General features: G+C 38.0%; 20 protein-coding genes. 14 read left to right on the plus strand and 6 right to left on the minus strand.

The window, feature by feature from the left end; translation table 11 throughout:
• The first annotated feature begins 73 nt into the window (after nt 1-73).
• Nucleotides 74-1,510 (plus strand): glycoside hydrolase family 1 protein, encoded by a 1,437-nt coding sequence (locus tag BR87_RS09895; RefSeq protein ID WP_035031596.1) that lies wholly within the window; start codon nt 74-76, stop codon nt 1,508-1,510.
• Between the two features lie 409 nt (nt 1,511-1,919).
• Here the strand turns inward: BR87_RS09895 and BR87_RS09900 are convergent, their stop codons facing one another.
• On the minus strand, nt 1,920-2,711 hold the full coding sequence (locus BR87_RS09900) for an ion transporter (RefSeq protein WP_035031599.1): 792 nt from the start codon (nt 2,709-2,711) through the stop codon (nt 1,920-1,922).
• 280 nt (nt 2,712-2,991) lie between these two features.
• Between BR87_RS09900 and BR87_RS09905 the strand changes: the two genes are divergently transcribed.
• Nucleotides 2,992-4,335 carry an Nramp family divalent metal transporter gene (locus BR87_RS09905; protein ID WP_035031602.1) on the plus strand — a complete coding sequence of 448 codons (1,344 nt, stop codon included), beginning with the start codon at nt 2,992-2,994 and terminating at the stop codon, nt 4,333-4,335.
• 133 nt (nt 4,336-4,468) lie between these two features.
• Here the strand turns inward: BR87_RS09905 and BR87_RS09910 are convergent, their stop codons facing one another.
• Both BR87_RS09910 and BR87_RS09915 read right to left on the minus strand, forming a co-directional pair.
• On the minus strand, nt 4,469-5,287 hold the full coding sequence (locus BR87_RS09910) for an aldo/keto reductase (protein ID WP_035031605.1): 819 nt from the start codon (nt 5,285-5,287) through the stop codon (nt 4,469-4,471).
• A 134-nt stretch (nt 5,288-5,421) separates the two neighbouring features.
• Nucleotides 5,422-5,874 carry a DUF305 domain-containing protein gene (locus BR87_RS09915; RefSeq protein WP_035031608.1) on the minus strand — a complete coding sequence of 151 codons (453 nt, stop codon included), beginning with the start codon at nt 5,872-5,874 and terminating at the stop codon, nt 5,422-5,424.
• A gap of 200 nt (nt 5,875-6,074) precedes the next feature.
• Here BR87_RS09915 and trpS point away from each other — a divergent pair, with 200 nt between their 5' ends.
• The 3 genes from trpS to BR87_RS13690 all read left to right on the plus strand — a co-directional run bounded on the left by trpS (nt 6,075) and on the right by BR87_RS13690 (nt 9,130).
• Entirely contained in the window at nt 6,075-7,088 is a 1,014-nt protein-coding gene (gene trpS / locus BR87_RS09920) for a tryptophan--tRNA ligase (protein WP_035031611.1), read from the plus strand.
• Nucleotides 7,089-7,340: 252 nt separating this feature from the next.
• Complete coding sequence (locus tag BR87_RS09925) at nt 7,341-8,825, plus strand: carbon starvation CstA family protein (protein ID WP_035031613.1); 1,485 nt, start codon at nt 7,341-7,343, stop codon at nt 8,823-8,825.
• 146 nt (nt 8,826-8,971) lie between these two features.
• Nucleotides 8,972-9,130 (plus strand): DUF2188 domain-containing protein, encoded by a 159-nt coding sequence (locus BR87_RS13690; RefSeq protein ID WP_084683637.1) that lies wholly within the window; start codon nt 8,972-8,974, stop codon nt 9,128-9,130.
• Nucleotides 9,131-9,269: 139 nt separating this feature from the next.
• On the opposite strand, the gene BR87_RS13520 is transcribed toward BR87_RS13690, so the two are convergent.
• The 3 genes from BR87_RS13520 to BR87_RS13525 are packed head-to-tail and all read right to left on the minus strand — an operon-like array spanning nt 9,270 to nt 10,021.
• Nucleotides 9,270-9,554, minus strand: coding sequence for an SDR family oxidoreductase (locus BR87_RS13520; RefSeq protein ID WP_211249985.1), 285 nt, complete (start codon nt 9,552-9,554; stop codon nt 9,270-9,272).
• Nucleotides 9,493-9,678, minus strand: a complete 186-nt coding sequence (locus BR87_RS13695; RefSeq protein WP_425304600.1) for an SDR family NAD(P)-dependent oxidoreductase — start codon at nt 9,676-9,678, stop codon at nt 9,493-9,495. The genes BR87_RS13520 and BR87_RS13695 overlap by 62 nt, the downstream gene beginning before the upstream one ends.
• Nucleotides 9,650-10,021: an SDR family NAD(P)-dependent oxidoreductase gene (locus BR87_RS13525; protein WP_035031616.1), complete on the minus strand. Its 372-nt coding sequence runs from the start codon at nt 10,019-10,021 to the stop codon at nt 9,650-9,652. Before BR87_RS13525 ends, BR87_RS13695 begins: the two co-directional genes overlap by 29 nt.
• A gap of 301 nt (nt 10,022-10,322) precedes the next feature.
• Here BR87_RS13525 and BR87_RS09940 point away from each other — a divergent pair, with 301 nt between their 5' ends.
• The 9 genes from BR87_RS09940 to BR87_RS09980 all read left to right on the plus strand — a co-directional run bounded on the left by BR87_RS09940 (nt 10,323) and on the right by BR87_RS09980 (nt 19,411).
• Complete coding sequence (locus BR87_RS09940) at nt 10,323-12,416, plus strand: methyl-accepting chemotaxis protein (RefSeq protein ID WP_244877052.1); 2,094 nt, start codon at nt 10,323-10,325, stop codon at nt 12,414-12,416.
• Between the two features lie 198 nt (nt 12,417-12,614).
• Nucleotides 12,615-13,064, plus strand: a complete 450-nt coding sequence (locus BR87_RS09945; RefSeq protein WP_035031618.1) for a chemotaxis protein CheW — start codon at nt 12,615-12,617, stop codon at nt 13,062-13,064.
• Nucleotides 13,065-13,081: 17 nt separating this feature from the next.
• Nucleotides 13,082-13,564, plus strand: coding sequence for a chemotaxis protein CheD (locus tag BR87_RS09950; RefSeq protein ID WP_035031620.1), 483 nt, complete (start codon nt 13,082-13,084; stop codon nt 13,562-13,564).
• Nucleotides 13,565-13,584: 20 nt separating this feature from the next.
• Nucleotides 13,585-14,613, plus strand: coding sequence for a chemotaxis-specific protein-glutamate methyltransferase CheB (cheB, locus tag BR87_RS09955; RefSeq protein ID WP_035031622.1), 1,029 nt, complete (start codon nt 13,585-13,587; stop codon nt 14,611-14,613).
• Nucleotides 14,613-15,386 (plus strand): CheR family methyltransferase, encoded by a 774-nt coding sequence (locus BR87_RS09960; RefSeq protein WP_035031631.1) that lies wholly within the window; start codon nt 14,613-14,615, stop codon nt 15,384-15,386. The genes cheB and BR87_RS09960 overlap by 1 nt, the downstream gene beginning before the upstream one ends.
• Nucleotides 15,387-15,956: 570 nt before the next feature.
• Nucleotides 15,957-18,038: a chemotaxis protein CheA gene (locus BR87_RS09965; RefSeq protein WP_035031633.1), complete on the plus strand. Its 2,082-nt coding sequence runs from the start codon at nt 15,957-15,959 to the stop codon at nt 18,036-18,038.
• Nucleotides 18,028-18,633, plus strand: coding sequence for a chemotaxis protein CheC (locus tag BR87_RS09970; protein ID WP_035031635.1), 606 nt, complete (start codon nt 18,028-18,030; stop codon nt 18,631-18,633). Before BR87_RS09965 ends, BR87_RS09970 begins: the two co-directional genes overlap by 11 nt.
• Before the next feature lie 3 nt (nt 18,634-18,636).
• Nucleotides 18,637-18,999 carry a response regulator gene (locus tag BR87_RS09975; RefSeq protein ID WP_035031637.1) on the plus strand — a complete coding sequence of 121 codons (363 nt, stop codon included), beginning with the start codon at nt 18,637-18,639 and terminating at the stop codon, nt 18,997-18,999.
• 13 nt (nt 19,000-19,012) lie between these two features.
• The gene (locus tag BR87_RS09980; RefSeq protein ID WP_035031638.1) at nt 19,013-19,411 is read left to right on the plus strand and encodes a chemotaxis protein CheW; all 399 of its coding nucleotides are present in this window, start codon (nt 19,013-19,015) and stop codon (nt 19,409-19,411) included.
• The last annotated feature ends 6 nt before the right edge of the window (nt 19,412-19,417 follow it).

Below are 19,417 nucleotides of genomic sequence, written 5' to 3' on the forward strand. Positions count from 1 at the left end.
ATTTAAATATTTGTGATGATACTTTTCATGTGTTATTCTTAGAGAGAAGAAAACAATAGAAAGGGCTGACAGAATGGAACACAAACAATTAGACCAGTTTCCTGAGGATTTTCTTTGGGGATCAGCTTCTGCCGCTTATCAGGTAGAAGGAGCTTGGAATGGAGATGGAAAAGGAGTCTCGGTTTGGGATGAATTTGTTCGAATTCCAAATAAAACGTTCAAAGGAACCAATGGCAATGTAGCTGTTGATCATTACCATCGCTATAAAGAAGATATTGCTTTAATGGCTGAACAAGGATTAAAAACGTATCGTTTTTCAGTAGCTTGGACACGAATTTTCCCTAATGGACGCGGAGAAATCAACGAAGCAGGACTACAATTTTATAAAGATTTAGTCGATGAATTGATCGTGCATAATATTGAACCTATGCTGACTCTTTACCATTGGGATTTACCGCAAGCACTGCAAGACGAATACCAAGGCTGGGAATCACGTAACATAATTGAAGACTTTACAAATTATGCGACAACTCTTTTTGAAGCATTTCGCGGAAAAGTAAATTATTGGGTCAGTTTAAATGAACAAAATATTTTTACTTCATTAGGGTATTTAATGGCTGCTCATCCGCCTGGTGTAACGGATTCAAAACGATTCTATGAAGTGAATCACATTGCCAACTTAGTGAATGCTTCTGTGATCAAAAAATTCCATGATATGGAAATGCCTGGTAAAATTGGACCAAGCTTCGCCTATACTCCGAATTATTCATTGGACAGCAATCCAGTGAATGTCTTAGCGGCTGAAGATACTGAAGAATTGAACGCCAATTTTTGGATGGATGTTTACTTGTACGGAAAATATCCAATCGTTGCCATGAAGTACTTGAAAGATAGAGGATTGGCACCTACGTTCGAAGCAGGCGATGAAGAACTATTAGCTGCAGCTAAACCGGATTTTCTAGGGATCAATTATTATCAAAGTGCGACAGATGTTTTTAACCCAACAGATGGTGTAGGATTAGGTAAGATGAATACAACTGGGAAAAAAGGCTCTAGTGAAGAGTCTGGGACACCAGGAGTATCTAAACGAGTTGAAAATCCTTTTGTTGAACGGACGAATTGGGATTGGGAAATAGATCCGCAAGGTTTACGCATTGCTCTTCGGCGAATCACCAGCCGTTACCGTATTCCTGTAATGATTACAGAAAACGGTTTAGGTGAATACGACAAATTGACGGAAGACAATCAAATTCACGATGATTACCGGATCAATTACCTAGAAAGTCATGTCCATGCGATTCGAGAAGCGATTACCGATGGAGCAACGGTTCTTGGTTATTGCACATGGTCATATACAGATTTATTAAGCTGGTTAAATGGATACCAAAAACGCTATGGTTTTGTTTATGTGGACCGTGACGAAGAAGAAGGAAAGACGATGAATCGCTACAAAAAAGATAGTTACTATTGGTATCAGAAAGTCATTGCCGAAAATGGAAACAACTGCTGATAGTTGCTGCTTTTTGCGGCTCTTCATTTTCTGGCGTTGGTAAGAAAATTTCCTCCGGACTACGGAGTTGCTTGCGGAAAGCCATGGGACCGTTTTGAGCCGAACACGTCTCAAAACTTGCAAGCGTCAAACTTAACGTAGCGGCTAAAGCCGAACGCTAAGTAATTCTCATTGCATCCTCTTTCATGGCTGCAAGCTCCTCCTATTCCTCCGAAAATTTTTGAAACGTTTTAAAAGAAACTCAATTAATTACTGACCAATGTTAAATGTTGTAGAACCATTTAAATAAGTTTCTTTATAAGTTCATTTTTAAAAAAACAAGACCATAAAATCTTCATGCTAACAAAAAGAATAGTGACGAAAACAGACTGAAATTCAGTAAGTACTACGCTGAATTCCAGTCTTTTTATTATAATTTTTCTCCACAGTGCGGACAGTAATTGTTGCTTTTTTTATGTTGGATCACAGTTAATTGTTCCACAAAACCTGCAGATAAAATACCGGTGGGGATAGCAACCATTCCGACACCTAAAAAAGTAATTACCATTCCAAAGAATTTTCCGGCTAACGTTACAGGATAAATATCGCCATAACCGACAGTCAGCAAGGAAGAAGAAGCCCACCAGAAAGCAGAAAAAGCATCTGTAAAAACATCAGGCTGAGCATCGTGTTCAAGATTATACATCACTAATGAAGCAGCAGTCATCAACACTAAAATAATAAAAATAGATGAAAGCAACTGTTGCCGTTTGCTTTTAAGAACATCAGTAATGAGATTCAAGGAGTCATAGTAATTGTTGATTCGGAATAAGCGGAAGATACGAATGACTCGGAACACACGAAAGGCTACCGTACCGCTTGGGAAAAAGAACGGCAGATAAAACGGAAAAAAAGAAAATAAATCAACCAGTCCTGTAAATGAGATGGCATATTTTAATCTTGCACTGCCTTTCGAAAGAACAGGATACAGGTAATTAGCGGTCCATAATCTCAAACCATATTCAATTGTGAATAAAACGACACTGACAGTTTCGATTTTATGAATAATAGGCATATAATCAATTGAACGGTCAAAAGTAGAAAAAATAGCTAATCCCAAATTTAATAAAATAGCTGAAACAATGGTAAAGTCAAATAGCCGGCTGACAATGTCAGCATGCCTTCCGATTTGAATAATTTCAAATATTCTTTTCTTTTTCATTTTAAAAACCTCATTTTTTACATTTTAATTTAGAAACAATAGGTCAAGTTTAACCTATATTTTATCAACTGTGTAGACCTGTTTCTAAATCAACTAGTATTTCTTTCTTCTGTTTTTGGTATCAACTGCTATTCTCAGCTGTTTTGTGTGTAGAAGAAGTCAGACTGATAAGCTTTACAAAAGAGGGCATACATTCTAAAATGAAGTTAATGTAGGCAAGAAAAAAATGATAAGAAAAGAATAAAAGAAATAAAACCAAAGAGAGGTGGGCGAGTAAGAAATGGGAAATAAAAAAAAGCCGTCCACAAATGGATGGATAAGAAGAGTTGATAATGTAAGTTTAGAAGAAGCAAACAGCTCGATAAAGGTTCCAGCATCAAATGCATCTTTCTTACGAAAACTGCTTGCTTTTATGGGCCCAGGTTCATTGATTGCTGTAGGATATGTTGATCCTGGTAATTGGGCAACGTCAATAGCAGGCGGTTCAGAATTCGGCTACACTTTATTGAGTGTGATCCTGATCGCTAGTTTGATCGCCATGTTGATGCAAGAGATGGCGGCTCGGCTTGGGATTGCTACAGGCAAGGACTTAGCACAGGCCACGAGTGCCTCAGTTGGAAAGAAAACCTCTTTCTTCTTATGGATTTTAACAGAATTAGCTATTATTGCGACTGATATTGCTGAGGTGATCGGTTCAGCAATTGCCTTGAAATTATTATTCAATATCCCTTTATTACTGGGCGTTACGATTACCACACTAGATGTTTTATTGTTATTGTTGCTGCAAAAGCGAAACTTTCGAATCATTGAAAGCATCGTGACTGTATTGATGGCTACAATTTTTATAATTTTCGGCTATGAAATCTTTTTGTCCCATCCGAATGCAGTGCAATTATTAAAAGGGTACTTGCCGCAGACTGAGATTGTTACCAATACCAATATGCTATTCATGGGTCTAGGTATTTTAGGAGCCACGGTTATGCCGCATAACTTATACTTACATTCTTCTATTATTCAAACAAGAAGTTACGAACGGACAGAAAAAGGGAAAAAAGAAGCCGTTACTTTTGCGCGGATCGATTCCGTATTCTCTTTAACGATTGCGTTCTTTATCAATTCGATGATTTTGATTTTAGGCGCGGCGGCTTTTTATAAAAGTGGACAAGTTATCGGCGGGATTGAAGACGCGTATGCTTTGTTGGCACCGGCTGTGGGAGCATCGATTGCCAGTACATTATTTGCCATAGCTTTGCTGGCTTCTGGACAAAATTCAACCATTACTGGAACTTTAAGCGGTCAAATCGTCATGGAAGGTTTTATCCATCTTAGAGTCAAACCATGGATACGTCGTGTCATCACTCGGCTGATAGCAGTGATTCCAGTGTTTATTGTTACGCTGATTGCTGGAGAAAACGGAACAGCTGATTTGTTGATATTAAGCCAAGTTATTCTGAGTATGCAATTGCCGTTTGCACTTGTGCCACTCGTTCTTTACACCAGCGATCCACATAAAATGGGAAGCTTTGTAAACTCAATGTGGGTTAAAGTCTTAGCCTGGATCGCTACGGTGATTATTATTATTCTAAATATTTACCTTGTTGTTTACACAATAGTGGGCAATTAGTTCAGAACGAGAATGTGTTTCCTTGAAAGCTGTTCATTCTGGAAACTTACTTAAATAAACACTAGAAACCAAAAAGCTGTCTTTTCAATTACTGAAAAGGCAGCTTTTTTTTGGGGTTTTTAAAAATAGAAAATTACTTATTGCGCACGTCTTCAATAGCGTTTAATTGTTTCATGTCTTCATCTGAGATATGAAAATCCAATTGGCTGTTTTCGATGATCCGTTCTTCATGTGTTGATTTTGGAAGCGGCAAGGTTTCACGTTCTAAACAATAACGAATGCACAACTGAGCTGGTGTAACGTTATATTTTTGGGCTATTTCTTTGATTTCTGAGCTGTTGAGTATTTCTCCTGTTGCTAAAGGCGAATAAGCTTCAACAACAATTTTATGTTCTTTACAATAGTTCAACAGACTTTCTTGGTCACGACCAATATAAAACGGAATCTGATTGGCCATTGGAACAACTTCGCAAGCATCGATCAATGCTTGGATATCCGACTCTGAAAAGTTAGAAACACCAATAGCTCGAATTTTACCCTCATGATACAATTTTTCCATTGCTTTCCATGTTTGAATATTTTCTGCTGTGCAATCTTTTCCTTTTTCATCCCATGGCCATGGTGCATGGATGAGGTAAAGGTCTAGATAATCCATTCCCAGATTTGTAAGAGTTTCCTCAAAAGCTTTTAAAGTTTCGTCATAGCCTTTGATTTGTGCAGGAAGTTTACTAGTTAGAAAAATATTTTCCCGGGAAATATCAAAGTCTTTGATGGCTTTCCCAACATTTTCTTCATTATGATAAGCTAAAGCGGTATCGATATGAGTATAGCCATTTTTAAGCGCCATTGTTACGGCATCATAAGCTTCTTCATTAGGAATTTGCCAAGTACCAAAACCGATATGTGGGATTTCAACGTCATTGTGAAATACAAATGTTTTTTCTTTCATCATTAAAAAGTTCCTCCTCTGATCTAATGTATTGTGCGCTTTCATTTTAATACAAATAGCTATGGAAAAATAATAATAACGCTTATTTTTTCGATTTGACTAGCTGTTACACTAGAATACTCTTAGTAATAAATAGCCTAATCAGAACTTTCAAGATCTTTAATCAATTCTTTCATTTGTTTAATTTCATCACGTTGTGCTTCGCTAATTTTTTTAGCAAGCTCTTGAACCCGCGGATCTGACAGATGGGCCCGTTCACTAGTGAGTATCGCAATCGAGTGATGTGGAATCATGGCTTTTAGCCAAGAAGAGTCTTCAATCGTTGCTTGGCTCCGTACAAGACCAAGAGATCCTCCAAAAACAACTAGACTTACCAATAAAATCAACATATTTGCCTTTTTATTTGTATACATATTCCACATAAATAATAGCATAATAATGGCCATAGCAGCCCCCATCATGAATGCCATGTACAACCGCGTTTCGCTGAAAAAGATATGATCCAATTGAAAGACATTGAAAAACATCATAGCGTACATAACTAGAGTAGAAGTAGCAATCATTAAGCCAAACTTAAGATACTTGTTCATTCGATTCCTCCTAAAGTTGAAGTGATACATTTAGCATAACAAAGAAAAAGAATGGAATAAAACAATAAGGTCCAAAGTAAAAAAATACTTTTTAGCTGCTTTTTTTACTATTTTCCAGCAAATGTATCATAGGAATGAATTAGTATATGGTATGATAGAGAAGACAAAAACGAAACTGATAAAAAGTGAGGAAAGAAATAATGAGCAAAGTTATTTTAACAGGCGACAGACCAACCGGAAAACTGCATTTAGGACATTACGTCGGCTCTTTAAAGAACCGTGTCATGTTACAAAATGATCCAGACAATCAAAATTTTATTATGATTGCAGACCAACAAGCGTTGACCGATAACGCCAAGAACCCTAAAAAAATTCAAGACAGTTTACTTGAAGTAGCGTTGGATTATTTGGCAGTCGGACTAGACCCGGCTAAATCAACTATTTTTGTGCAATCTCAAATTCCACAATTGTCAGAATTGACGATGTATTATTTGAATTTAGTGACCGTTTCGCGCTTGAAACGGAATCCGACGGTTAAATCGGAAATCAATGAAAAGAACTTTGGAGAAAGTATTCCAGCGGGCTTCTTTATGTATCCAGTTAGCCAGGCAGCAGATATCACGGCGTTTAAAGGAACACATGTGCCAGTCGGTGAAGATCAAAGTCCGATGATTGAACAAACAAGAGAAATTGTCAGAGATTTTAACCGCATTTACAATACAGATGCATTAGTGATGCCTGAAAGTATTCTGCCGGATAAAGGCCAAGAAAGATTGGTCGGCATTGATGGTAAAGGCAAAATGAGTAAATCTTTAAACAATGGTATTTACTTGTCTGACTCGTCAGACGAAATCAAGAAAAAAGTTATGAGCATGTACACAGATCCAGATCATATCCATGTAAACGATCCAGGTAAAGTAGAAGGCAATGTAGTTTTTACGTATTTAGATGTTTTTGGAACAGATAAAGCTAAGATCCAATCTCTAAAAGAGCATTACCAACAAGGTGGTCTAGGAGATGTAAAAATCAAGTTGTACCTGAATGAAATTTTACAGGATTTCTTGAAACCCATCCGAGAAAATCGGGAACAGTTCGCTGCAGATAAAGAAGAAGTGCGCCGAATGTTGAAAGCTGGCAGTGAGTCTGCTGAAAAAGTGGCGGCTCAAACCTTGTCAGAAGTTAAATCAGCTATGGGAATCAACTACTTTAAGTAGTCCGGGTATTTTTAAACAAGTAAATTTTTTTAACCGAATAGTTCATTAGGAAAACTCTTCAGCCATTGGGACAGATACAATGACTGAAGAGTTTTTCGATTTCTAAATTGAATTGTATTTCGCAGGGGATATAGTGCATTTCATCTTGGAATAAAGTCATTTCAACTGGAAATTCCTCTTTGGAAATCTTCTTTTAGTACAATAGAGACATCAAATGTAAAGGGTTACAAAAAGTTTAGAAGGAGGAAAAAAATGATAACGTTAGTTGGAGGCATTATATTATTGGTTTTAGGTTATTTTACGTATGGTAAGTACATTGAAAAGAATTTTTCAATTGATCCTGACCGTGAAACCCCGGCAGAAGTGTTAAAAGACGGGTATGATTTTGTTCCCATGTCGAAAGCGAAAAATGCTATTATTGAATTATTGAATATTGCCGGTACTGGACCGATTTTTGGACCAATCATGGGAGCCTTATATGGACCAGTAGCTTATATCTGGATTATTATCGGCTGTATTTTTGGTGGAGCTGTACATGACTATATGGTTGGAATGATCTCACTGCGTAATAACGGTGCACAACTGCCAGAATTAGCCAGCAAGTATTTAGGTAAACCAGTCAAACATGTGGTCAATATTTTTGCTATGCTGCTTTTAATGTTAGTGGGTACTGTATTTGTTACGTCTCCTGCCAGCTTGATTGAAAGCATTACACCTAGTTGGTTAACAGGAGGAATAGTCGTCTTACTGATTTTTGTGTATTATCTTATTTCAACAATTTTGCCAATTGATAAAGCAATGGGAAAGGTATATCCTTGGTTTGGTGGTATTTTAATTATCAGTACAATTGCAATCGGACTTAGTTTGCTGTTTGGAAATCATACGATTCCAAATCTCACTTTAAATACAATGCAAAACTTTCATCCAGAAGGAACTCCTATTTTCCCGGCAATTTTCTTTACCATTTCATGTGGAGCACTATCAGGATTTCATGCTACACAAGCTCCAATGGTATCAAGAACCAGTACAAACGAAAGGGAAGGACGGTTCACTTTCTATGGCATGATGATTGCAGAAGGTGTGATTGCTATGATTTGGGCCGCAGCTTCTATGTCGCTTTTTGATGGACAAACACTCAGCCAAATGATCAATACTGGTACTCCATCTGCAGTGGTTAACCAAGTATCTGTACTGCTATTAGGCAATGTAGTGGGGACCGTGGCGATTATTGGGGTAATCGTATTACCGATTTCTTCTGGTTTATCTGCTTTCAGAAGTTTGCGTATTATTTTATCTGACTACTTGCATATTAAACAAGATACGATCAAAAAAGTTCTTATGGTCACGATTCCCTTGTTTGCCATATCTTTTATCTTGACCAATATGGATTTCAATATTTTATGGAGATATTTTAACTGGGCTAACCAAGTAACAGCAGTGATTGCTTTATTGGTTTCTACTCGTTACTTGTATCTAAAAAATAAAAATTATTTAGTAACCTTAATTCCAGGAACATTTATGTTGTATGCTTGTGTGGTTTATATTTTCAGTGAACCTATTGGCTTTAAAATGGGCTTAACAACCCTCACTTACGTGCTTAGTCTGGTCTTGTCATTAGCTATCTTGGCTATATTTTGGAAAACTGGTCAAAAGCAAAAAGAGAACCTGGATCCAAATGGAGAATTGATCAATGATCAGCTGCCTATTGGGACATTTACAACAGAACAACAATCCTAAAAGTTCCTAACTAAACGAACCAGCCGTTCTTTCTTAAAAAAGAGCTGCTGGTTCGTTTTTGATGTGAGCCTTTTAATTTGACTGGAAAAGAGCTCGATCGTCTACCAAGGCTAATCATTAGTTAAAGGAGGGTAACCTAATGGCAGATAAGAAAAAAAGAACGCGAAGACAAGCCAGTTTTTATTACTGATTCAAAATCAAAAGCTGCGGACGAAGCTAACCGATTAGCAAAAGAAGCGGGTACGATTGCTATTATTCATAGCGAACACGGAAAAATTGAAGAACAAAATAATTATGAAAAATAAGAAAACTCCTCTTAAGCAAACAGAGCAAAAAGTAAGGCTCTGGCAGCTTAAAGGGTCTTTTTATGTACATGGGACAAACTACTGGTAAAACCATTGAGTTTGTCCCAAGAATAGAGTGCGGTTCTTAAAATTAGGATTTTTATCTGCCGACAGTCCAACCGCCGTCCACTTTGCTTTCAGTACCTTGAATATAGTCCGATTCATCTGAAGCTAAAAACAAAGCTACTGCTGCCACTTCTTCAGGCTTTCTAGCACGTTCAGCTGGAATGTCTTTCAAGCGCGGATCATCAATTCCTTCTGTCATTTTGGTATCAATAAATCCGGGAGCAATTAGGTTAGCTTTTATACCTTGGCTGCCAAAGTCATAAGCCAATTGTTTGGTGAAATCGACGAGTGCATGCTTTGAGGTAATTTGAGGTAACATAAGCTGCTCCGCCGGGACCGACAACAAAACTGCCTTGGGATTCAACATTAATAATGGTGCCTTTTCCTTTTTCTAATAATATTGGTAAAACAGCTTTAGACATTAAAAAGGCCCCCCTTAACATTTACAGTCATTAATTTATCCCAAGCTTCTTCATCGGTTTCGATTACATGTTGATAAGAATCGTGAATGCCGGCACTGTTAAATAAAATATTGATCGTGCCATAGGTATCTAACACTTTAGAGACACAGTTTTTGATTTCTTCATTGTTTGTCATGTCTGTCTGGATAAAAAGCGCTTCACCATCTGCATCTTTAACCGCTTTTACTACTTCTTCGCCTCGTTCTTGATTTCGGCCGACTACAGCAATTTTTGCCCCTTCTGCCGCAAATAACTTCGCAGTTGATTCACCGATTCCAGAAGTGGCACCTGTAACGATAGCTACTTTTCCTTTTAATTTACTCATATAAATCTGCTCCTTTTCTTACATAATAGGTTGCTCAACTCAAGTATATTAAAAAGAAATCTCACAAGAAAACGGTTTATCTTACTAGAACTTATGTTAAATAGCGATTTTTAAATGGTTCTTTTTAAAAAGTATAAAAAAGCGCTTAAAAAAAGAATAAATTGACCGATATAAGAGAGAGCGAATTAACGCAAAAATAAACAGGTTTTTGCAATAGCTAAAAAGAAGAGAATGAATTGAAAAAAAGACAAACTCTAACTAATGCATTGTTGAGAACCGATTATAAGAGGAGGATTTTAAAGTGGTCCGTAAAGAAAGAAAAAACAAAGTTAAAAGAATGAAGTCCCGGAAAAAAAGTATCGGCATGAACGTTGGTTTGACATTATTTTTTGTTGTGATCATACCTGTTATCATTGTTCTATTGATGAGCTACAACAGTACAAAAGCTTCACTGACACAACGTGTTGAGTCTAGCGAAAAAAGCAGCACGATGCAATTTGCCACTCAGTTGGATTGGGCCGGACAAGAAGTAGAAGATGCATTAGAAGTACTAGCGCAAAAAGATGAATTTTGGCAGCTAAAAACAGATGCATCACTTGAAGAAGACATCTTAGAAGATTTGATGTTTGTGAAAACAAGCAGTTTATACATAGGAGACGCTTATTATACGCCAATAGGAGAAAATTTGATTGGTGAAGACTCAGACCCTGACTTTGACAGCACGACGAGAGAATGGTATCAGCGGGCAGTCGAGCGGCATGGTGCACTCTATTGGAGTGAAATTTATACAGATGCAGTAACGGGAAAACCTGTTATGACAATTTCGAAAGCGGTTGTTCATGATGGCGAAGTTTACGGTGTGCTAGGTTTGGATTTAAGTTTTGAAAAAATCAATAAGTTGATTACTTCTTCTCAAGTTGGAAATACTGGCGAATTTTTTGTGCTTTCAGATAAAGGAACGTATTTGATGGCAAAAGATGCTGCAAAAATTGGGAAAAATGTGTCGAATAGTCCTTTATTCGAACAAGCAGACGACCAAGCAGGATTTGTCCATGATAATGCTTACAATAAAAATATTGATGTTTATTATAAAGTAGTCGACAGGCTCGGAATGATCGTATATGGAGCCGTTCAACCAGATGAAATGGCAGCAGAAAACAAAGCAAGTCTTAATAGCGCATTAGTTGTTTTACTGATTGCTTTAGTAGTTGCCTTAATTACAGCTATCTTGTTCTCGAGATACATTAAGAAACTAACGACTGCGTTGACGAATGCTTTCAGTAAAGTTCAAGAGGGAGATTTAACAGCTCAAATGATGGCAAAAGATCTGATCATCTTGCCGAGAATAAAATGGTTTAAGAACAAAAAAGAATCTAGAATAAAAGAAAAAGAAATTGATCCAAATGGAAACGAATTGAACCAAATCGCTTTTTCATTTAACGAAATGGTGCGCAATTTCAGAACAATGGTCAATGAGATACAACAAAACAGTCACAAGATAATCGATATGTCGACTACTCTAACGGAAATTGCGAAACAAACAAGTTCAGCTACTGAAGAAGTTTCAGATACGATCACAGGCATAGCTGAAGCAACAAGCGTCCAAACGCAAGATGCAACAGAAACTTCAGGTAAAATGGAAGAACTATCAAATGTCTTAGAAGAAGTAGGACAAAATATTCAAAAAATGGGTCAAAGTGCAGATGATACAACAGTGGCGAATGGACGCAATAGTGAAAAGATGTTCCACGTTTATGAAAACTGGCAAGCAAATATTGAAATGATGGTTCAATTAACTGAAAGTATCAATGCAGTAGATGCAGAAATCCAAAGCATTGAAAACATCAGTCAAGTAATCAGCGGCATTTCAGCACAGACCAACTTATTAGCGTTAAATGCTTCGATTGAAGCTGCTCGTGCGGGAGAATCTGGCAGAGGCTTTGCGGTAGTAGCAGATGAAGTCAGAAAACTGGCTGAACAAAGTGCTCAATCAACTAAAAATATTGGAGATATTATTAAAACAGTTCAAAAGAGCTCACAAACGATGATCGCTAAAATGAATCAGTCATTTGAGGAAAGTGAAAAACAAACACGCACGATTGATGAAGCAATCGATTCAGCTAACACGGTAACGGATCAAATGGAAGTATTAGTAGAAAATATTATCAGCGTAGCCGGTTTAAGCGGACAAATTGAAACGCATAAAGATGAAGCAGTTGCGGCTGTTGAAAACATTGCTGCGTCAGCGCAAGAAAACTCTGCCGGTACAGAAGAAGTTTCTGCAAATGCAGAAGAAATTTTAGCAACGATGGAAGAATTCTCTGCTAGTATTGCAGATCTAGACAATATTGCGAAACAATTAAATGAAGAAGCCAAACAGTTTAAGATCAACTGATTTTGAACTATAAAAAGCAATTAAAAGATTATTCACTTAATGAACAATAGCTGAAAAACAGTGGCGACTCGGTCATCCAAGCAGAAGCAACCTCTGTTTTCTGTCTGGATACAAGATCTCCTGCTGTTTTTCTGTTGTTTAAAGAAAACTGCATCAGTAGTAACACAACTAGTGCTAGTTTAAATAAGGAGCGAAAACATGGAAAAATTTATTGTATTTACAAGCAACCAGCAAAATTTTGCAGTTCCGATAACAGATGTCGAAAAAATCATCCTCATGGCACAGCCTACAAAAATTCCAGATACATCCTCTTATTTATTAGGGGCTATTCCATATGATGAAACACTTTTGCCAGTCATTGATTTAAGCGAACGCCTTTTTAAACAAGCTACTACCATCACTGCAACCACTAAGGTCATTGTGGCCGAGTGGAATCAACTAAAGATAGGATTAGCTGTTGAAGATGTTCTTTCGGTCAGCAACTTTGAAGAAATTCAAGCTGAAGAAACTGTAGATGATACACAAGGATCTGCTAAATACATCCGCGCACTATTTAAAACAGAAGCTGGGATCGTATTGGCGTTAGATATTGATGCACTCTTCTCCACAGAAAACGAAACAGAATTGATTGCCTTGATCAACAAATAAGGAACGGTGGAAGAGATATGTCAAATGAGATAAAAGTAGGCATTTCAGATTATAAAGTAGCACGGATGCCTAACACACTAATGACAATTGGGTTGGGTTCTTGCGTTGGAGTAGCTATCTATGATCCGAAAACAAAGATAGGCGGCCTAAGTCATATTATGCTGCCGGATAGCGAGTCATTCAAAACAGTTAATAAAATAGAAAAATTTGCTGATTTGGCCATTCCTCAAATGGTTTCAGAAATTAGAAATCAAACGAAAAACCAGAAACTGATTGCTAAAATAGCAGGAGGAGCAAGCATGTTCCAACTGTCCGATGACGCTTACCATGGCAGCATCGGAGAGCGAAATGTGCTAGCAGTAGAAAAGAGTCTGAAGAAATTAGGCATTCCGCTTTTGGGCAATCATACAGGCGGAAATATGGGGAGAACGATGATCGTAGATTTAGAGACCTTTACGGTTAAGATTCGAATGGTCAATCGAGAAATTATTTTATTATAAAAAGAGCAGGAGATAAAAAAATGGGGATTAACGTATTAGTTGTAGATGATTCTCCATTTATGAGAAAAATCATAACCGAAATGATAGCAGAAGTACCAGGTTTGGAAGTTCAAGGAACGGCTAGGAATGGTCGAAATGCTTTAAAATCCATTCCGCTTTTAAAACCAGATATTGTTACATTGGATATTGAAATGCCGGGTTTGAATGGATTAGAAACATTAAAACTCATTAAACAAGATTTTGATATCCCAGTAGTGATGATGAGTTCCCATAGTGGGGAAGCCATTACGATTGAAGCGTTGGAGTTAGGGGCAATGGACTTTATTGAAAAGCCGATTGACCTGAAAAATCAAAAAGAAGAGTTTAAAAAAGAAATAGAAAAGAAAATAAAAGCTTTATTTGAACCTAACAGTTTCTCGGCTGTAGAAAAAATACCTGCAAGTAAACGCATTAGGAATGAATTGAAAAAAGAGATACCGGATAAGATAAAAGCGATCGTTATTGGAGCCTCTACTGGGGGGCCAAAAGCTTTGCTGCATCTGGTTGAACGTTTTCCTGAAGAGTTGAATATACCTGTTTTTATTGTTCAGCATATGCCTAAAGGATTTACAGCTTCATTTGCTGAACGGTTAAATATGAAAGCTAAAGTACCAGTCGTTGAAGCCCAAGCTGGAATGGAAATACAAAAAGGCACCGTTTATTTAGCTCCAGGCGATTACCATATGACGCTAGCCCAAAGTAAAATCAAGTTGTCAAGTACGCCTAAGATTTTGGGTGTTCGTCCAGCAGTGGATTACTTATTTCAATCAGCAGCCGAGAACTATGGGGCTGAACTAGTGGGCGTTATTTTGACAGGGATGGGACACGATGGAAGTCAAGGAATGGTGGAAATAAAAAAAAGAGGCGGGTTTACGCTCGCCCAAGATCAAGAAACATCGGTAGTTTACGGTATGCCTGGAAATGCAGTTAAAAAAGGTGTGGTTGATCAAATCGCCAGCTTGGCAGAACTGTCCGAGATAGTAAATTGGATAATAAGGATGAGACAATAATGGAACTTAACTATGATTTTTTTTATGACTGGACTAAAAAAAATTTAAATATCAATCTGAACGGCTACAAAGAAAAACAGTTGCAAAGACGTATCGCTAGTGTAATGAAAAATTCAGGGGCGGCCACTTTAGAGGAATACTCACGCAAAATCCAAAAAGAACCAGCTGTAAAACAAGAGTTTCTAGATTACATTACCATCAATGTGACGGATTTTTTTCGGAATCAAGATATTTTTGAAGAATTTGAAAAGCAGCTGGTTACCTATTTGTCACCTCGGTTTTCTAATTTAAAAATCTGGAGTGCTGCTTGTTCGACTGGAGCAGAAGCTTACTCTATGGCTATGATTCTTGATAAACATGCAATCCGCTCTGCAGAAAAAATACTAGCTACCGATATTGATGAGACCATTTTAAAACGAGCCAAAGTAGGGAAATACAAGTCCCACGAAATGAAAAATGTGACAGAAATGGATCGGAGTCGTTATTTTCATGAAGAAGATGGCGTATTCTGCTTGACACCGGGCATTAAAAATAGAGTACAATTTAAAAAGCATGATTTGATAGCGGACCGGTTCAGTTCTGGCTTCCATGCAATTGTTTGCCGCAACGTGACCATTTACTTTAAAAATGAAGTGAAAGAAGAACTTTATCAAAAATTTAGCGATTCCCTTATGCCGGGCGGTCTCTTTTTCACTGGAGCAACCGAAGCTATCTACAATCCTGAAGCCTATGGGTTCCAAAAAGTAGCTCCATTTATCTATAAAAAATTATAAGGATGCAAAAAAACAGGATGCGGAGTGCTCTCGCCCAGCTCAGACAGAAAATTAGAAAAATTCCCGCAAAAGGCCGTAAGCCTTGAGGACAATTTTGTCTATTTTCCGATGAGCTAGAGCACGCAGCTCAACTAAAACAGGATGCGGAGTGCTCTCGCCCAGCTCAGACAGGAAATCAGAAAAATTCCCGCAAAAGGCTGTAAGCCTTGAGGACAATTTTGTCTATTTTCCGATGAGCTAGAGCACGCAGCTCAACTAAAACAGGATGCGGAGTGCTCTCGCCCAGCTCAGACAGAAAATTAGAAAAATTCCCGCAAAAGGCCGTAAGCCTTGAGGAAAATTTTGTCTATTTTCCGATGAGCTAGAGCACGCAGCTCAACTAAAACAGGATGCGGAACGCCACATGGGAGTTTCGATTCAAAATTAGGAATCTTGTCGGAAATGTTTCATTTCCAGAAAGATTATCTATTTTGACGATAAACTGTGGCGTGCAGCTCAACTAAAAAGGATTCGGAACACTGTCCGGACCAACCGATCTAACTAGGAATCTATGAAAGGGAGGGATATCGTATGGATGAAAACAGTAAATATCTCGAATTATTTTTTGAAGAAACAGATGAGCATTTACAAAGCTTGAATGAACAAGTCCTTGAATTGGAGCAACATCCGGAACAGTCAGAAATTGTAGATGTGATGTTTAGATCAGCTCATACCATCAAGGGAATGGCAGCGACTATGGGATTTGATACCCTGTCAAAGCTAACGCATAAAATGGAAAATATCTTTGATTTGCTTAAAAATAAAACCATCCAAGCAGAATCAGACACAATTGCTTTGATATTCGATTGTTTGGATACATTATCAGATTTAGTAGAAGACCTAAGAGAAGAAAATGATGTGGAACGCGATATCAGTGCCTTGGTTGACCGCTTAAACGAAGCGGCTGAAGGAAAAGCTGCATCAGCTGATGTTCAAAGTGAAGAACAAACAGATGAAACAGATGAAATATTTAACTTAAGCTTACATAATCTGGAAGATTCTGATCGGCAAGTGATTGAGAATGCGAAGGAAAACGGATTTCAAGCGTATGTATTGGCGATAAAAATCGATGAAGACAGTGGTATGAAAAATGCGCGTGTTTTTCTTGTCATGAGCAAGCTCGAACAACAAGGAGATATCTTATACGTAGAGCCGCATGCTGAGGTAGTAGAAAATGAAGACTTCGGCTCTGTGTTCAAACTTATCTTTCTCAGCAAATTAGATGAAGAAACGGTCAAAAACTTAGCGCTAGATAATAGTGAAATTGAGAATGTCTTGATTCATACCATTAAAGACGATGATCAACTAGTAGCAGTTGCTGAAGAGGAAGAAATAGAAAAAACAGCAATGACCGAATCACCAGAAAAAAAAGCTGAAGCAGAAAAACAAGAACAAATAAGTAAGCAGCCAGAACCCATTCAGAAGACAGCCGCTAAGACTTCTCACAAACAAGCTATGAATCATTCTGTTCGTGTTGACATTGATAAATTAGACTCTTTTATGAACTTGGTTTCCGAATTAGTCATTTACCGCACGCAATTAATGGATATCAGTACTCAGCTACAAGCCAATGAACTGACAGAACCGTTAGAACAAGTCGGCCGAATCAGCGCTGATTTGCAAGAATTGGTGTTAAAAATCAGAATGCAGCCGGTCAGTGCGGTTATGAGCCGTTTTCCAAGAATGGTCCGAGACCTTGGCAACGATCTTGGAAAAGAATTTGAATTGGTCATCGAAGGTGAAGATACAGAATTGGATCGAACAGTCGTTTCCGAATTAGGCGAACCGTTGATCCATTTGATTCGCAATGCAGCAGACCACGGGGTAGAAATGCCTGAAAGAAGAACGGAAATCGGCAAAAATCCAAAAGGGCAAATCAAGATTACGGCTTATCAAGAAGGCAACCGGGTTGTTTTAACGGTTTCAGATGATGGAAAAGGGTTAGACCCGGCAGCTATAAAAGCTAGTGCAGAAAGAAAAGGAATCGAAACAGAAGGATTAAACGATAAAGAACTGCAGCACTTGATCTTTCATCCAGGATTTTCAACAGCGAGCGAAGTCACCAGCATTTCTGGACGGGGCGTAGGAATGGACGTTGTAAAGCAAAAGATCAATACGCTTGGCGGAACCATTGAGATCAACAGTGAAATCAATAAAGGTACCACGTTTAAAGTCAATCTGCCGCTTACGTTATCGATCATCCAAGCGTTAATGGTGAAAGTCGGAAGTGAAACGTTCGCACTGCCACTGGGAGTTGTACAAAAAATCATTAAACCAGAAGCAGCAGAGATCGTTCAAGTTCATGATAGTGAAGTTTATTTGTTTGAAGAAGCAGCAGTTCCTGTCATCCACTTAAACGAAGTACTGGGTATTGAAGCAACCAATAGCAGCAACCTGCATTTGGTATTGGCAAAACAAGGAGACAACCATTATGCGTTAGCAGTCGATGATATTATTCGGCAACAAGAAATTGCCATTAAAAAGCTTGGAAAAGAACTGAGCATGTTGAAAAAATATCTGGGCGCGACCATCATGGGCAATGGCGGAATCATCATGATCCTTGATATCGCCCGCATTTGCCATAGCAGTCAGGAGGAAGAAAGTGAATACTGATTACACATTGCTGGAGTTAGATGCCCTTAAAGAAATCATCAACATCGGCGGTGGAAATGCGGCCACTAGTCTGTCGCAGCTGATTGAAAAACCTGTTAACATGACAGTGCCTGTAATTGAACTGTTGGATTACGAAGATGTGTATCAGCAGATCATGCCAGAAGATACAATCGTCAAAGCTATTGTAACTAAAATGCTTGGCGAGGCTGAAGGAGTGTTTTTGTTTACAGTTGACCAAGAAGCTTCGGAAAACATCGTCAAAATGATGATGCCCGAAGGAGTCAGTTACTCGGAACAGCTGGCTGACTCGGCATTGCAGGAGTTAGTCAATATTATCGTGAATTCCTTTTTGAATGCAATCATTAAATTATTGGATATCCACTTGGTAACGTCCGTTCCGCTATTGACAAAAGATATGTTTGGCGCGATTATGAGTAGTGTCTATTTAGAACAAGGACAGTACGAAGAACGTGTGATGATCATCAAAAATGAGTTTTACTATGAAGGAGACCGCTTAGAGTCTTCCTTGTATTTTGTTCCTAAACCAGGAATACTAGAACAATTATTTAAATTAATCGGAGTCGGAGGAGAATAAAAAATGGCAAAAAAAGTAATGATCGTAGATGATGCAGCTTTCATGAGAATGAAACTGAAAGATATTTTAGGTAAAAATGGGTATGAAGTCATAGCAGAAGCTCAAAATGGGATAGAAGCTGTTGAAAAATATAAAGCAGAGAAACCTGATTTGGTCACGATGGATATCACTATGCCGGAAATGGACGGTGTTGAAGCATTGAAAGAAATCAAAGCTTTTGACCCAGCAGCAAGAGTAGTGATGTGCAGCGCTATGGGACAACAAGGAATGGTCATGGATGCGATCCGTTCTGGAGCAGTCGATTTTATCGTGAAGCCTTTTGATACTGACCGCGTCATCAAAGCCTTAGATAAAGCCGCACTGTAATGGAGACAACACTATGCAAATAATTGTGTTTACGTTAAATAAGAAATACTATGCTTTTTCTTCTGAAAACGTTGAAGAAATCACAAAAAAAATGCCTTGGACAACGATCCCCCAATCCCCGGAGTGGGTCCAAGGGTTGGTCAATTTAAGAGGAAATGTCATCACTCTAATAAATTTTTATAAACTGCTTTCTCCAACTAGCGAAACGGAAGAATTATGTTACAATAACATTATCATTGTGAAAAAAGATGATGAAAAAATAGCGTTTATGGTCGATGATGTGGCTTGGGTCACAGAAATCGATCCCGCAGAAATCCAACAGCTTGAACACCAAGCTGAAGAGAAAGTATCTGGTCTGATTCAAGTGAAAGACCAGATGGTGAATATGATCAACATGGAGACATTATTTTAAAAAAAT

It is taken from the genome of Carnobacterium mobile DSM 4848 (assembly GCF_000744825.1).
GTDB lineage: Bacteria > Bacillota > Bacilli > Lactobacillales > Carnobacteriaceae > Carnobacterium_A > Carnobacterium_A mobile.

Excerpts from the sequence above, each read along its gene's own strand:
- BR87_RS09895 (WP_035031596.1), top strand. The coding sequence starts at position 74 with ATGGAACACAAACAATTAGACCAGTTTCCTGAGGATTTTCTTTGGGGA.
- BR87_RS09900 (WP_035031599.1), bottom strand. The coding sequence starts at position 2,711 with ATGAAAAAGAAAAGAATATTTGAAATTATTCAAATCGGAAGGCATGCT.
- BR87_RS09905 (WP_035031602.1), top strand. The coding sequence starts at position 2,992 with ATGGGAAATAAAAAAAAGCCGTCCACAAATGGATGGATAAGAAGAGTT.
- BR87_RS09910 (WP_035031605.1), bottom strand. The coding sequence starts at position 5,287 with ATGATGAAAGAAAAAACATTTGTATTTCACAATGACGTTGAAATCCCA.
- BR87_RS09915 (WP_035031608.1), bottom strand. The coding sequence starts at position 5,874 with ATGAACAAGTATCTTAAGTTTGGCTTAATGATTGCTACTTCTACTCTA.
- trpS (WP_035031611.1), top strand. The coding sequence starts at position 6,075 with ATGAGCAAAGTTATTTTAACAGGCGACAGACCAACCGGAAAACTGCAT.
- BR87_RS09925 (WP_035031613.1), top strand. The coding sequence starts at position 7,341 with ATGATAACGTTAGTTGGAGGCATTATATTATTGGTTTTAGGTTATTTT.
- BR87_RS13520 (WP_211249985.1), bottom strand. The coding sequence starts at position 9,554 with ATGTTACCTCAAATTACCTCAAAGCATGCACTCGTCGATTTCACCAAA.
- BR87_RS13695 (WP_425304600.1), bottom strand. The coding sequence starts at position 9,678 with ATGTTAAGGGGGGCCTTTTTAATGTCTAAAGCTGTTTTACCAATATTA.
- BR87_RS13525 (WP_035031616.1), bottom strand. The coding sequence starts at position 10,021 with ATGAGTAAATTAAAAGGAAAAGTAGCTATCGTTACAGGTGCCACTTCT.
- BR87_RS09945 (WP_035031618.1), top strand. The coding sequence starts at position 12,615 with ATGGAAAAATTTATTGTATTTACAAGCAACCAGCAAAATTTTGCAGTT.
- BR87_RS09950 (WP_035031620.1), top strand. The coding sequence starts at position 13,082 with ATGTCAAATGAGATAAAAGTAGGCATTTCAGATTATAAAGTAGCACGG.
- cheB (WP_035031622.1), top strand. The coding sequence starts at position 13,585 with ATGGGGATTAACGTATTAGTTGTAGATGATTCTCCATTTATGAGAAAA.
- BR87_RS09960 (WP_035031631.1), top strand. The coding sequence starts at position 14,613 with ATGGAACTTAACTATGATTTTTTTTATGACTGGACTAAAAAAAATTTA.
- BR87_RS09965 (WP_035031633.1), top strand. The coding sequence starts at position 15,957 with ATGGATGAAAACAGTAAATATCTCGAATTATTTTTTGAAGAAACAGAT.
- BR87_RS09975 (WP_035031637.1), top strand. The coding sequence starts at position 18,637 with ATGGCAAAAAAAGTAATGATCGTAGATGATGCAGCTTTCATGAGAATG.
- BR87_RS09980 (WP_035031638.1), top strand. The coding sequence starts at position 19,013 with ATGCAAATAATTGTGTTTACGTTAAATAAGAAATACTATGCTTTTTCT.